Annotated in this window: 17 protein-coding genes; all 17 read left to right on the forward strand. The window is 60.1% G+C overall.

Annotated features, from left to right (window positions below):
* Position 1 precedes the first annotated feature (1 nt).
* A complete protein-coding gene (locus ASE39_RS22480) occupies positions 2-1,093 on the forward strand; it encodes an ABC transporter ATP-binding protein (RefSeq protein ID WP_057272679.1) in 1,092 nt (363 codons plus the stop codon).
* Between the two features lie 58 nt (positions 1,094-1,151).
* On the forward strand, positions 1,152-2,042 hold the full coding sequence (locus tag ASE39_RS22485; RefSeq protein ID WP_010466344.1) for a sugar ABC transporter permease: 891 nt from the start codon (positions 1,152-1,154) through the stop codon (positions 2,040-2,042).
* 63 nt (positions 2,043-2,105) lie between these two features.
* Positions 2,106-2,918, forward strand: a complete 813-nt coding sequence (locus ASE39_RS22490; RefSeq protein WP_010466341.1) for a carbohydrate ABC transporter permease — start codon at positions 2,106-2,108, stop codon at positions 2,916-2,918.
* A gap of 149 nt (positions 2,919-3,067) precedes the next feature.
* On the forward strand, positions 3,068-3,376 hold the full coding sequence (locus tag ASE39_RS22495) for a DUF2160 domain-containing protein (protein WP_010466340.1): 309 nt from the start codon (positions 3,068-3,070) through the stop codon (positions 3,374-3,376).
* 97 nt (positions 3,377-3,473) lie between these two features.
* Entirely contained in the window at positions 3,474-5,204 is a 1,731-nt protein-coding gene (locus ASE39_RS22500) for an ABC transporter substrate-binding protein (protein WP_010466338.1), read from the forward strand.
* 186 nt (positions 5,205-5,390) lie between these two features.
* Positions 5,391-6,983 carry a glycerol-3-phosphate dehydrogenase/oxidase gene (locus ASE39_RS22505; RefSeq protein ID WP_057272680.1) on the forward strand — a complete coding sequence of 531 codons (1,593 nt, stop codon included), beginning with the start codon at positions 5,391-5,393 and terminating at the stop codon, positions 6,981-6,983.
* 195 nt (positions 6,984-7,178) lie between these two features.
* Complete coding sequence (gene rplN, locus ASE39_RS22510) at positions 7,179-7,547, forward strand: 50S ribosomal protein L14 (protein WP_007861702.1); 369 nt, start codon at positions 7,179-7,181, stop codon at positions 7,545-7,547.
* 9 nt (positions 7,548-7,556) lie between these two features.
* Positions 7,557-7,877: a 50S ribosomal protein L24 gene (gene rplX / locus ASE39_RS22515; RefSeq protein ID WP_057272604.1), complete on the forward strand. Its 321-nt coding sequence runs from the start codon at positions 7,557-7,559 to the stop codon at positions 7,875-7,877.
* A 9-nt stretch (positions 7,878-7,886) separates the two neighbouring features.
* A complete protein-coding gene (gene rplE / locus ASE39_RS22520) occupies positions 7,887-8,426 on the forward strand; it encodes a 50S ribosomal protein L5 (protein WP_010466330.1) in 540 nt (179 codons plus the stop codon).
* Positions 8,427-8,434: 8 nt separating this feature from the next.
* A complete protein-coding gene (gene rpsN / locus ASE39_RS22525; RefSeq protein ID WP_007861712.1) occupies positions 8,435-8,740 on the forward strand; it encodes a 30S ribosomal protein S14 in 306 nt (101 codons plus the stop codon).
* Positions 8,741-8,760: 20 nt separating this feature from the next.
* A complete protein-coding gene (rpsH, locus tag ASE39_RS22530; RefSeq protein ID WP_008906523.1) occupies positions 8,761-9,156 on the forward strand; it encodes a 30S ribosomal protein S8 in 396 nt (131 codons plus the stop codon).
* Between the two features lie 25 nt (positions 9,157-9,181).
* A complete protein-coding gene (gene rplF, locus ASE39_RS22535) occupies positions 9,182-9,715 on the forward strand; it encodes a 50S ribosomal protein L6 (RefSeq protein WP_029414315.1) in 534 nt (177 codons plus the stop codon).
* A gap of 11 nt (positions 9,716-9,726) precedes the next feature.
* Complete coding sequence (gene rplR, locus ASE39_RS22540) at positions 9,727-10,092, forward strand: 50S ribosomal protein L18 (protein WP_010466322.1); 366 nt, start codon at positions 9,727-9,729, stop codon at positions 10,090-10,092.
* Positions 10,093-10,109: 17 nt separating this feature from the next.
* The gene (rpsE, locus tag ASE39_RS22545; protein ID WP_010466320.1) at positions 10,110-10,628 is read left to right on the forward strand and encodes a 30S ribosomal protein S5; all 519 of its coding nucleotides are present in this window, start codon (positions 10,110-10,112) and stop codon (positions 10,626-10,628) included.
* A 13-nt stretch (positions 10,629-10,641) separates the two neighbouring features.
* Positions 10,642-10,824 carry a 50S ribosomal protein L30 gene (rpmD, locus tag ASE39_RS22550; protein WP_007861725.1) on the forward strand — a complete coding sequence of 61 codons (183 nt, stop codon included), beginning with the start codon at positions 10,642-10,644 and terminating at the stop codon, positions 10,822-10,824.
* A gap of 10 nt (positions 10,825-10,834) precedes the next feature.
* Positions 10,835-11,266, forward strand: coding sequence for a 50S ribosomal protein L15 (gene rplO / locus ASE39_RS22555; protein WP_010466313.1), 432 nt, complete (start codon positions 10,835-10,837; stop codon positions 11,264-11,266).
* A 24-nt stretch (positions 11,267-11,290) separates the two neighbouring features.
* Positions 11,291-12,613, forward strand: coding sequence for a preprotein translocase subunit SecY (gene secY, locus ASE39_RS22560; protein WP_029414314.1), 1,323 nt, complete (start codon positions 11,291-11,293; stop codon positions 12,611-12,613).
* The last annotated feature ends 87 nt before the right edge of the window (positions 12,614-12,700 follow it).

Here is a 12,700-nt window from a genome sequence, read left to right on the forward strand (position 1 = left end):
GATGGCCCGCATCAGTTTGGATCTCGCGCATTCGTACAAGCCGAATCCGCAGCAGGACAGCGACTACGCTTTGATGCCTTTGACAATGGAGTTCGAGGACGGCGGCGCCTACGCGCTGCTCGGCCCCTCGGGCTGCGGCAAGACCACCATGCTCAACATCATGTCGGGCCTGCTCGTGCCGTCGCATGGCAAGGTACTGTTCGACGGGCGTGACGTGACCCGTGCCAGCCCGCAGGAGCGCAACATCGCCCAGGTGTTCCAGTTCCCGGTGATCTACGACACCATGACCGTGGCCGAGAACCTGGCGTTCCCATTGCGCAACCGCAAGGTGCCCGAGGACCAGATCAAGCAGCGCGTGGGCGTGATCGCCGAGATGCTGGAAATGAGCGGCCAGCTCAACCAGCGCGCGGCGGGCCTGGCGGCCGACGCCAAGCAGAAGATTTCGCTCGGCCGCGGCCTGGTGCGCGCGGACGTGGCGGCGGTGCTCTTCGACGAGCCGCTCACGGTGATCGACCCGCACCTCAAGTGGCAGCTGCGCCGCAAGCTCAAGCAGATTCACCACGAGCTCAAGCTCACGCTGATCTATGTGACGCATGACCAGGTCGAGGCACTGACCTTTGCCGACCAGGTGGTGGTGATGACGCGCGGCAAGGCGGTGCAGGTGGGCTCGGCCGATGCATTGTTCGAGCGGCCTGCACACACCTTCGTGGGCCATTTCATTGGCTCGCCGGGCATGAACTTTCTGCCGGCCCAGCGCGATGGCGCAGACCTGTCGGTGGCGGACCATCGGCTGGCCCTGCCGGCCACTCGGGCGTTGCCCGCAGGCGCGCTGCAAGTGGGCGTGCGGCCCGAGTACCTGGCGTTGGCCGAGCCAAACCAAGCCGGCGCGCTGCCCTGCACCGTGGTGCAGGTGCAGGACATCGGCACCTACCTGATGCTGACCGCCAAGGTGGGTGAGCACACGCTCAAGGCGCGCTTCACGCCGGAGACGCGCTTGCCCTCGGCGGGCGACGCGGTGTGGCTGCAAGTGCTCGGCGAGCACACCTGCTTCTATCAAAACGAACAATTGCTGGCCGCGGAGGTCACCCCATGAGCGCCGCCCGGCCGCCCGAAGGCGCTCAGCACCGCAGTGCGCAGCACGGAGGTTTCCAATGAGCACGACGACCAAGCCCGTGAACCAGAAGGCCTGGTTCCTGATCCTGCCGGTCATCATCTGCGTGGCCTTCTCGGCCATCCTGCCGTTGATGACGGTGGTGAACTACTCGGTGCAGGACATTATCTCGCCCGAGCGGCGCGTGTTCGTCGGCACCGAATGGTTTGCCGCCGTGATGCGCGACGAGGAGCTGCATGCCGCGCTGTGGCGGCAGATCACGTTCTCGCTGTCGGTGCTGGCGGTGGAGATTCCGCTCGGTATCGCGCTGGCCCTGTCCATGCCCGCCCAGGGTTGGAAGTCGTCCGCCGTGCTGGTGGTGGTGGCCCTGTCGCTGCTGATCCCGTGGAACGTGGTGGGCACCATCTGGCAGATCTATGGCCGGGCCGACATCGGGCTCATGGGCCGCATGCTGCAAGAGATCGGCATTGAATACAGCTACACCGGCAACGCCACACAGGCCTGGCTGACGGTGCTGCTGATGGACGTATGGCACTGGACCCCGCTGGTGGCGCTGCTGGCATTTGCCGGGCTGCGCTCGATCCCCGACGCTTACTACCAGGCCGCGCGCATCGACGGCGCCAGCAAGTTTGCGGTGTTCCGCTACATCCAGCTGCCCAAGATGCGCGGCGTGCTGATGATCGCGGTGCTGCTGCGCTTCATGGACAGTTTCATGATCTATACCGAGCCGTTTGTGCTGACGGGCGGCGGGCCGGGCAATGCGACCACCTTCCTCAGCCAGTACCTCACGACCAAGGCCGTGGGCCAGTTCGACCTGGGGCCGGCGGCGGCGTTTTCGCTGATCTACTTCTTCATCATCCTGCTGCTGTGCTTCATCCTCTACAACTGGATGCAGCGCGTGGGCACCCAGCAGCCCGAGGTGCAGGAATGAGCTTTGAAAATGCAGCTAGCGCTTATTGGGTAAGCGCTGATGGCTATAAAAATAGGAGCAATCATGCCTGAGCGCAGATTCCGCAAGCGGACGATCTTTCTGCTGGCGTACCTGGTGTTTGCGGTGCTGCCCATCTACTGGATGGTCAACATGAGCTTCAAGACGAACGCCGAGATCTTGTCGACGTTCTCGTTCTTCCCGCAGAACTTCACCTGGGACAACTACAAGACCATCTTCACCGATGAGTCCTGGTACTCGGGCTATATCAACAGCCTGATCTACGTGGGCATCAACACGGTGATCTCGCTGACCGTGGCGCTGCCGGCGGCGTATGCGTTCAGCCGTTACCAGTTCCTGGGCGACAAGCATGTGTTCTTCTGGTTGCTGACCAACCGCATGACGCCACCGGCCGTGTTCCTGCTGCCGTTCTTTCAGCTCTACACCACCGTGGGGCTGATGGACACGCACATTGCCGTGGCGCTGGCGCACTTGCTGTTCAACGTGCCGCTGGCGGTGTGGATCCTGGAAGGCTTCATGAGCGGCATCCCGCGCGAGATCGACGAGACGGCGTACATCGACGGCTACAGCTTTCCGCGGTTTTTCATGACGGTGTTCCTGCCGCTGATCAAGGCGGGCGTGGGCGTGGCAGCGTTCTTCTGCTTCATGTTCAGCTGGGTGGAGCTGCTGCTGGCCCGCACGCTGACCAGCGTGAACGCCAAGCCCATCGTGGCCACCATGACGCGCACGGTGAGCGCCAGTGGCATGGACTGGGCGACGCTGGCCGCCGCTGGCGTGCTGACCATCGTGCCGGGCGCCATCGTGATCTGGTTTGTGCGGCACTACATCGCGAAGGGTTTCGCGATGGGCCGCGTCTAGCGTGAAGGGAGACAGAACCATGAACTACACCAGTTCGCGGCAGAGTGCGCAGGCCTTCCGACGCCAGCGGCAGTCGTGGAACGGGCTTCGCCCGGCCACTGGCTGCGCCCCCTTGGGGGGAAGCGCCGCAGGCTCTCAGGGGGGTACAAATGTTTGAGTGGATGGCCTGGACCCTGCCGGTGGCAGTGTTCTTCACATGCATCGTGCTGATGCTGGTGGGCATGACGGTGTGGGAGCTCAAGTCCCCCACGGCGATGCGCAAGGGGTTCCTGCCGCTGGAAACCACGCGCGGCGATCGCCTGTTCATCGGCCTGCTCTCAGCCGCGTATGTGAATCTGATTTTTGTGGGCATCAGCGGCAAGCTGGCGCAGTGGTTCAGCCTCGGCGAAGACCCATCGATCTGGTTCAGCTTCGTGCTGTCCATGCTGCTGCTCGCGTTGATCATGCGCAAAGGCTGAGCGGCCACCAAGGTTCCCGTCGCGCGGCTCGATCCTTCCCCGGAGCCACGCGGCCCTTGCATCCAAAAGGGGAGATGACTATGAGGAGACAGGCACTATGAAGACGCGGTACACAGCGCTGGCACTGGCAGTTGCGGTCATGACGGGCCAGGCCGCCATGGCGGGCGAGGCGGAAGCCAAGAAGTGGGTCGACAGCGAGTTTCAGCCGTCGACGCTGAGCAAGGACCAGCAGATGGCCGAGATGAAGTGGTTCATCGAAGCAGCCAAGAAGCTGCAAGCCAAGGGCGTGAAGGAAATCTCGGTGGTGTCTGAAACCATCACCACCCACGAATACGAATCCAAGACGCTGGCCAAGGCGTTTGAGGAAATCACTGGCATCAAGGTCAAGCACGACCTGATTCAGGAAGGCGACGTGGTCGAGAAGCTGCAGACTTCGATGCAGTCGGGCAAGTCGATCTATGACGGCTGGATCTCGGACTCGGACCTGATCGGTACGCACTACCGCTACGGCAAGATCATGAGCCTGACTGACTACATGGGCGGCGCGGGCAAGGAGTTCACGAACCCGGGCATCGACCTCAAGGACTACATCGGCACCAAGTTCACGACCGGCCCCGATGGAAAGATGTACCAGCTGCCTGACCAGCAGTTCGCCAACCTGTACTGGTTCCGTGCCGACCTGTTCGACCGCAAGGACATCAAGGACAAGTTCAAGGCCAAGTACGGCTACGACCTGGGCGTGCCGCTCAACTGGAGCGCCTACGAGGACATTGCCGAGTTCTTCACCAACGACGTGAAGAACATTGATGGCAAGCCCATCTATGGCCACATGGATTACGGCAAGAAGGACCCGTCGCTGGGCTGGCGCTTCACCGATGCCTGGCTGTCGATGGCCGGCACGGCCGATATTGGCGCGCCCAACGGCCTGCCGATCGACGAATGGGGCATCCGCGTGGCCGACGACAAGTGCACGCCGGTGGGCGCCTCGGTGGCCCGTGGTGGTGCTACCAACTCGCCTGCCGCCGTCTATGCGCTGACCAAGTATGTGGACTGGATGAAGAAGTACGCGCCCAAGGAAGCCACCGGCATGACCTTCGGCGAAGCCGGCCCCGTGCCCGCCCAGGGCCAGATCGCGCAGCAAATCTTCTGGTACACCGCCTTCACGGCCGACATGACCAAGCCCGGCCTGCCCGTGGTGAACGCGGACGGCACGCCCAAGTGGCGCATGGCCCCCGGCCCGAACGGCCCGTACTGGAAGCAAGGCATGCAAAACGGCTACCAGGACGTGGGCAGCTGGACCTTCTTCAAGGACCACGACGCGAACAAGACCGCCGCCGCCTGGCTCTATGCCCAGTTCGTGACGGCCAAGACCACGTCGCTCAAGAAGACCATCGTCGGCCTGACCCCGATCCGCGAAAGCGATATCCAGTCCAAGGCCATGACCGACCTGGCACCCAAACTGGGTGGTCTGGTGGAGTTTTACCGCAGCCCCGCCCGCGTGGCATGGTCGCCCACCGGTACCAACGTGCCTGACTACCCCAAGCTGGCCCAGCTGTGGTGGAAGAACGTTGCCCAGGCTGTGACGGGTGAGAAGACGCCCCAGGGCGCCATGGACACGCTCGCCGACGAAATGGACCAGGTGATGGCCCGCCTGGAGCGCGCTGGCATGGCGCATTGCGCTCCCAAGCTCAATCCAAAGAGCGACAACGCGAAGTGGCTGAGCGACAAGCAGGCGCCATGGGCCAAGTTGGCCAATGAGAAGCCAAAGGGTCAGACGATTGCGTACGGCACCCTGTTGCAGGCATGGAAAGACGGCAAGGCACGTTGATCTCCTGAGGTCGCGTTCCTGACGACCCCGCCGACGGCAGCCAGGGCTCACAAGGTCTCTGGCTGCCTTTTTCGCTCCATATCGCCCTCGGTGTCTCTGGCCCGAAGGCGCGTTTTCTCTTTTGGAAGTGCCAAGAATTTAAGGGTAAACCCTTAAATTTTGCTTCCGCCCATGGACAATCACCCCATGACCATTGCCACAGCCCCCCTTCCCACACGACGCGCCGACCTGCTGGCCCGTCTGGCCGAGCCGCACCAATACGACCTCGCTGTGATTGGCGGCGGGGCGACAGGGCTGGGTGTCGCACTGGATGCGGCGGCGCGTGGTTTCAGCGTGGTTTTGGTGGATTCCCACGACTTTGCCAAGGGGACCTCTTCCCGCGCCACCAAGCTGGTGCACGGGGGGGTTCGTTATCTGGCGCAGGGAAACATTGCTCTGGTCCGTGAAGCGTTGCACGAGCGCACAACGCTGCTAAACAATGCGCCGCATCTGGCGCAGCCTCTTCCGTTCGTCATGCCGTCGTACCGATTCTGGGAGACGCCTTTCTACGGCATCGGACTCATGATGTATGACGCACTGGCTGGAAAAGCCGGGCTTGGCGCGACCCAATTTCTGGGCCGTGCCCGCACCCTTGAATGCCTGCCCACAGCCCGTGCCGAGGGGCTCAAGGGTGGCGTCAAGTACTGGGATGGCCAGTTCGACGATGCCCGTCTTGCCCTGGCGCTGGCGCGGACTGCGGCGAGTCTGGGTGCCTTGCTGGTCAATTACTGTCCCGCGCGTGCCTTGGTGCATGAGGCTGGCAAGGTGGTTGGATTTACTTGTGAAGACTCCGACAGCGGGCAGCAATTCACGGTGCGCGCACGCACCGTGGTCAATGCCACCGGAGTTTGGGTGGACACCTTGCGCCAGATGGATGGCGAGGCCATCGGGCGGCCCGTCAAGCCCATCGTGGCGCCGAGCCAGGGGGTTCATATCGTGGTGGACCGGGAGTTCCTCCCGTCCGACCACGCCTTGATGGTGCCCAAGACCGCCGACGGTCGGGTCCTGTTTGCGGTGCCATGGCTGGGCAAGCTCATTCTGGGAACTACGGACAGTCCGCGCCAGGACATCGTGCGCGAGCCCGAGCCATTTGGGGAGGAGGTCCGTTTCATTCTGGAAGAGTCGGCCCGCTATCTCACCCGCGCTCCCAAGGTGGAGGACATCCGGAGTATCTGGGTCGGTCTGCGCCCTCTGGTCAAGCCGCAGGACGATGATGGCGACAACACCAAGAAGATCAGCCGGGAGCACACGGTGCTGGCCAGTCGCAGCGGCCTGATCACCGTGACGGGCGGCAAATGGACCACTTACCGTGCGATGGCTGAAGATGTGTTGCAAAAATGCTTCAGCACGGGACTGCTTCCGGAAAAGCCAGCCGGTGTCACGAACCATTTGCCCTTGGTCGGGACGCCCAAAGAAGCTGTCAAGCACCGCATCAGCGATGCCCAGGGGTTGCATTCCTATGGCGGGGAGGCGGCTGCCGTTCTGGGGCTCCCCGGTGCGCAGACTGCGCTTGGAGGCGGATTGACCGTCGCCATGGTGCGATTTGCCGCGCGTTTTGAGTACGCCCGTACGGTGGAAGACGTTCTTGCCCGCCGTTCCCGGCTGCTGTTCTTGGACGCCCGCAAGGCGATGGCTTTGGCGCCTTCTGTCGCAGAGCTGTTGCGCGAAGAACTGGGGGCAGATCCGCAGCTCGAAGCCTTTCTGGCACTGGCGCAACAGTATTTGCACGTGCCGGTGTGATAGGGCGCTTGACTTCTCCAAAGCTTTTGGCAATAATCGAGGGCTTCGCGTTTCCTGCGTGAAGTTTCTGCCCAGCGGGAAGTGCTGCAAATGGTTTGCGGTGCGGACGACGGGCCCAAGACTGACTGGCTGATTTGCAGCCCTTGAGAAGTTCTCTGGGGCCGTGGTCTTCTGGTGCAAGTTGGGAATATTGAAATGATCCAGACAGAATCTCGGTTAGAGGTTGCCGACAATACCGGCGCCAAGTCCGTCCTTTGCATCAAGGTGCTGGGTGGCTCGAAGCGTCGCTATGCAAGCGTTGGCGACATCATCAAGGTGAGTATCAAAGAAGCCGCTCCGCGTGGCCGCGTCAAAAAAGGCGAGGTTTATAGCGCAGTGGTCGTTCGTACCGCAAAGGGCATCCGCCGCGGTGATGGCTCGCTCGTCAAATTCGACGGCAACGCAGCAGTGTTGCTGAATGCAAAGTTGGAGCCTATCGGCACCCGCATCTTTGGACCCGTGACGCGTGAACTGCGTACCGAGAAGTTCATGAAGATCGTGTCCCTGGCTCCTGAAGTTCTCTAAGGACGCGCCATGAACAAGATTCGCAAGGGCGACGAAGTCATCGTGCTGACAGGGCGCGATAAGGGCAAGCGCGGCACAGTGTCGCTGCGCAAGGATGACTCCTACGTGGTCATCGACGGCATCAACATGGTCAAGAAGCACGCCAAGCCAAACCCCATGAAGGGTACGACGGGCGGCATCGTTGAAAAGTCCATGCCAATTCATCAGTCCAACATTGCCATCTTCAATGCCGCTACTGGCAAGGCTGATCGCGTGGGCATCAAGGTGCAGGCCGACGGTTCGCGCAGTCGCGTGTTCAAGTCCAGCGGCGCTGAAATCAAGGCGGCCTAAGGGGTAAACATGGCACGACTGCAAGAAATTTACCGCGACAAAGTCGCTCCCGAACTGATCAAGCAGTTCGGCTACACCTCGCCGATGCAGGTTCCCCGTCTGACCAAGATCACCCTGAACATGGGCGTGAGCGAGGCAGTCTCGGACAAGAAGGTGATGGACAACGCTGTGGCTGATCTGACCAAGATTGCTGGTCAAAAGCCCGTGGTGACCAAGGCCAAGAAGGCTATCGCTGGTTTCAAGATCCGCGAAGGTCAGGCCATCGGTTGCATGGTCACGCTGCGTGGCGTGCAGATGTATGAGTTCCTGGACCGTTTCGTGACCGTGGCTCTGCCCCGTGTCCGTGACTTCCGTGGTATCTCCGGTCGTGCTTTTGACGGCCGCGGTAACTACAACATCGGCGTGAAAGAGCAGATCATTTTCCCTGAAATTGAGTATGACAAGGTCGACGCCCTGCGCGGTCTCAATATCAGCATCACCACGACGGCCCAGACCGATGAAGAAGCCAAGGCGCTTCTCGCTGGCTTCCGTTTCCCGTTCAAGAACTGAGGCGAAGCATGGCTAAAGTAGCTTTGATCCAGCGCGAACTGAAGCGCGAAAAACTGGCGGCCAAGTACGCAACCAAGTATGCGGAACTGAAGGCAATCGCTGGCGATGCCAAGCGCAGCGACGAAGAGCGTGATGCGGCCCGTTTGGGTCTGCAAAAGCTCCCACGCAATGCAAATCCCACGCGTCAGCGCAACCGTTGCGAAATCACCGGTCGTCCACGTGGCACCTTCCGTCAATTCGGTCTGGCTCGCGCCAAGATCCGCGAACTGGCTTTTGCAGGCGACATCCCCGGTGTCACCAAGGCCAGCTGGTAAGCAGGCAGGAGAGATTAAACATGAGCATGAGTGATCCCATCGCTGACTTGCTGACCCGCATCCGTAATGCACAGATGGTCGCCAAGGCCACGGTTCTGGTGCCTTCTTCCAAAGTGAAGATTGCCATCGCCCAGGTGCTGAAGGACGAAGGTTATATCGACGGCTTCCAGGTGAAAACCGAAGCTGGCAAGTCGGAACTCGAAATTGCCCTGAAGTACTACGCAGGTCGTCCCGTGATTGAGCGCATCGAGCGTGTCAGCCGCCCCGGACTGCGTGTCTACAAAGGCCGTGATTCCATTCCACAAGTCATGAACGGTCTGGGTGTGGCAATTGTCACGACGCCCAAGGGCGTGATGACTGATCGCAAAGCGCGTGCTACCGGTGTCGGTGGCGAAGTGCTCTGCTACGTGGCCTAACCCGCGGCATTGAGGAGAAACTGAAATGTCCCGAGTAGGAAAAATGCCCGTGACCATCCCCGCTGGCGTGGATGTGTCCGTGAAAGATGACCAGATCTCTGTCAAGGGTTCTGGCGGCGCCCTGTCGCTTGCACAAAATGTGCTGGTGAAGGTGTCGAGCAATGAAGGCAAGCTCAGCTTTGAGCCTGTCAATGACTCCCGCGAAGCCAATGCCATGAGCGGCACGATTCGTCAGTTGGTCAACAACATGGTGGTCGGCGTCAGCAAAGGTTTCGAAAAGAAACTGAGCTTGGTTGGCGTGGGTTACAAGGCCGCTGCTTCGGGTTCCAAGCTGAACCTGGCTGTTGGTTATTCGCATCCGGTCAATATCGAAATGCCCGCTGGTATTACGGTGGCTACCCCAACCCCCACTGAAGTGGTGGTCAAGGGTGCTGATCGTCAACGCGTCGGTCAAATCGCTGCTGAGATTCGTGCTGTTCGTCCTCCCGAGCCCTACAAGGGTAAGGGTATCCGCTACGCGGACGAAAAGATCACGATCAAAGAGACCAAGAAGAAATAAGGAGCTGCAACATGTTGACCAAGAAAGAGCAGCGTCTTCGTCGTTCGCGCCAGACCCGCATCCGCATTGCACAGCAAGGCGTGGCGCGTCTCACGGTGAACCGCACGAACCTCCATATCTATGCCAGCGTGATTTCTGGCGACGGCAGCAAGGTGTTGGCCAGTGCCTCCACTGCAGAAGCCGACGTGCGCAAGGAACTCGGTGGTTCGGGCAAGGGTGGCAACGCCGCCGCCGCCACGGCCATTGGCAAGCGCATTGCTGAAAAGGCAAAGGCTGCAGGCGTCGAGAAGGTTGCATTTGATCGCGCAGGCTTTGCCTACCACGGTCGCGTCAAGGCCCTGGCCGACGCAGCCCGTGAAGCCGGCCTGCAGTTCTAAGCGGAGCGGAATATAAAATGGCTAAATTTCAACCCAAAGTGCAGACCGAAGGTCAAGACGACGGTCTGCGCGAAAAAATGATCGCGGTCAACCGCGTGACCAAAGTCGTGAAGGGCGGCCGTATTCTCGGTTTCGCTGCACTGACTGTGGTTGGCGACGGTGACGGCCGCGTCGGCATGGGCAAGGGCAAGTCCAAGGAAGTGCCTGCTGCTGTGCAAAAAGCGATGGAAGAATGCCGTCGCAACCTGGTCAAGGTTTCGCTCAAGAGCGGCACCATTCACCACTCGGTGAAGGGTCACCACGGTGCGGCTTCGGTGGAACTCCACCCAGCTCCCAAGGGTACCGGCATCATCGCTGGTGGCCCCATGCGCGCTGTTTTCGAAGTGGTGGGCATCACCGACATCGTGGCCAAGAGCCATGGTTCGTCGAACCCCTACAACATGGTCCGTGCCACCTTTGATGCGCTCGTCAATTCGACCACCCCGTCGAATGTGGCAGCCAAGCGCGGCAAGACGGTCGAAGACATCTTCGCCTGATAGGAAGCTGGAAATGACTACGCAACAAACCGTCAAGATTCAACTGGTGCGCAGCCCGATTGGCACCAAGGAATCGCACCGCGCTACCGTTCGCGGCCTGGGTCTGCGCAAGCTCAATAGCGTGAGCGAACTGCAGGACTCGCCCGAAGTGCGCGGCATGATTAACAAGATCAGCTACCTGGTCAAAGTCCTCTGAGAGATAGATCATGGAACTCAATAGCATCAAGCCCGCAGACGGCGCCAAGCATGCCAAGCGCCGCGTAGGCCGTGGTATCGGCTCCGGCCTGGGCAAGACCGCTGGCCGTGGTCACAAGGGTCAGAAGTCTCGCGCCGGTGGTTACCATAAGGTTGGCTTTGAAGGCGGTCAAATGCCTTTGCAACGCCGCTTGCCCAAGCGTGGCTTCAAGTCGCACTTGCTCAAGTTCAACGCAGAAGTGACGTTGACGGCATTGGATCAACTCGGCCTGGCCGAAGTGGATGTGCTGGCTCTGAAGCAAGCTGGTCTGATCGGTGAACTGGCTAAGGTGGTGAAGGTCATCAAGAGCGGTTCCCTGACCAAGGCTGTCAAGCTGAATGGCGTGGGCGCTACGGCTGGTGCCAAGGCAGCGATTGAAGCTGCTGGCGGCAGCGTCGCCTGAGTGTGACTCTGAAGGAAGGCATCTGTGGCTACTAGCGCAGCTCAAATTGCAAAGACCGGTAAGTTCGGCGACCTGCGCCGTCGTCTGGTTTTTCTGTTGCTTGCGCTGGTCGTGTATCGCATCGGGGCTCATATCCCTGTGCCCGGTATCGATCCAGCCCAACTCCAGCAGCTCTTCAGTGGCCAGCAAGGCGGGATACTGAATCTGTTCAACATGTTCTCGGGTGGTGCGCTTTCGCGTTTCACGGTTTTCGCGCTAGGGATCATGCCGTACATCTCGGCATCGATCATCATGCAGTTGATGACTTATGTGGTTCCCACATTCGAGCAGTTGAAGAAGGAAGGCGAAGCCGGTCGCAGGAAAATCACGCAGTACACGCGGTATGGCACCTTGGGTCTTGCTCTGTTCCAGTCGTTGGGTATTGCGGTGGCGCTGGAAAGTTCTGCAGGTCTTGTGCTCAGCCCTGGCTTCGGATTCCGCATGACGGCTGTTGTCAGCCTGACAGCTGGCACGATGTTTCTGATGTGGCTGGGTGAGCAGATCACAGAGCGGGGTTTGGGCAACGGAATCTCGATCCTGATCTTTGCAGGTATCGCTGCTGGTCTGCCAAGTTCCATCGGTGGTCTGCTGGAATTGGTTCGTACAGGTGCCATGAGCATTCTGGCCGCTATCTTCATCGTCCTCGTGGTTGGTCTGGTGACCTACTTCGTGGTGTTCGTGGAACGTGGCCAACGCAAGATATTGGTGAATTACGCTCGTCGGCAGGTGGGTAACAAGGTCTATGGCGGTCAGTCGTCGCATTTGCCCTTGAAGCTCAACATGGCAGGCGTGATTCCCCCGATCTTTGCTTCGTCGATCATCCTGTTGCCGGCAACCGTAGTGAATTGGTTCAGCGCGGGTGAATCGATGCGCTGGTTGAAGGACATTTCGGGCGCACTGACCCCAGGTCAGCCGATCTACGTGATGTTCTATGCCGCTGCAATCATCTTCTTCTGCTTTTTCTACACGGCCCTGGTTTTCAACAGCCGGGAAACTGCAGACAACCTGAAGAAGAGCGGTGCGTTCATTCCAGGCATCCGCCCGGGTGAGCAAACGGCACGTTATATCGACAAGATTCTGGTTCGCCTGACTCTGGCGGGCGCTGTCTACATCACCTTTGTGTGTTTGCTGCCAGAGTTCCTGATCTTGAAGTACAACGTTCCGTTCTACTTTGGTGGAACCTCGCTGCTGATCATTGTGGTTGTGACCATGGACTTCATGGCCCAGGTTCAAAACTACATGATGTCGCAACAGTACGAATCGCTGCTCAAGAAGGCCAACTTCAAAGGCAATGCAGGTGGCGGTTGATGATGAAGAAGGTAGTGTTCGCATCGCGACACTGCCTGCAAGAACTGGATATCGGTTGAGTTGGCGCCCCACGATTTTTCGCGGGCA

The sequence above is a fragment of the Acidovorax sp. Root267 genome, from assembly GCF_001429215.1.
Lineage (GTDB): Bacteria > Pseudomonadota > Gammaproteobacteria > Burkholderiales > Burkholderiaceae_C > Acidovorax > Acidovorax radicis.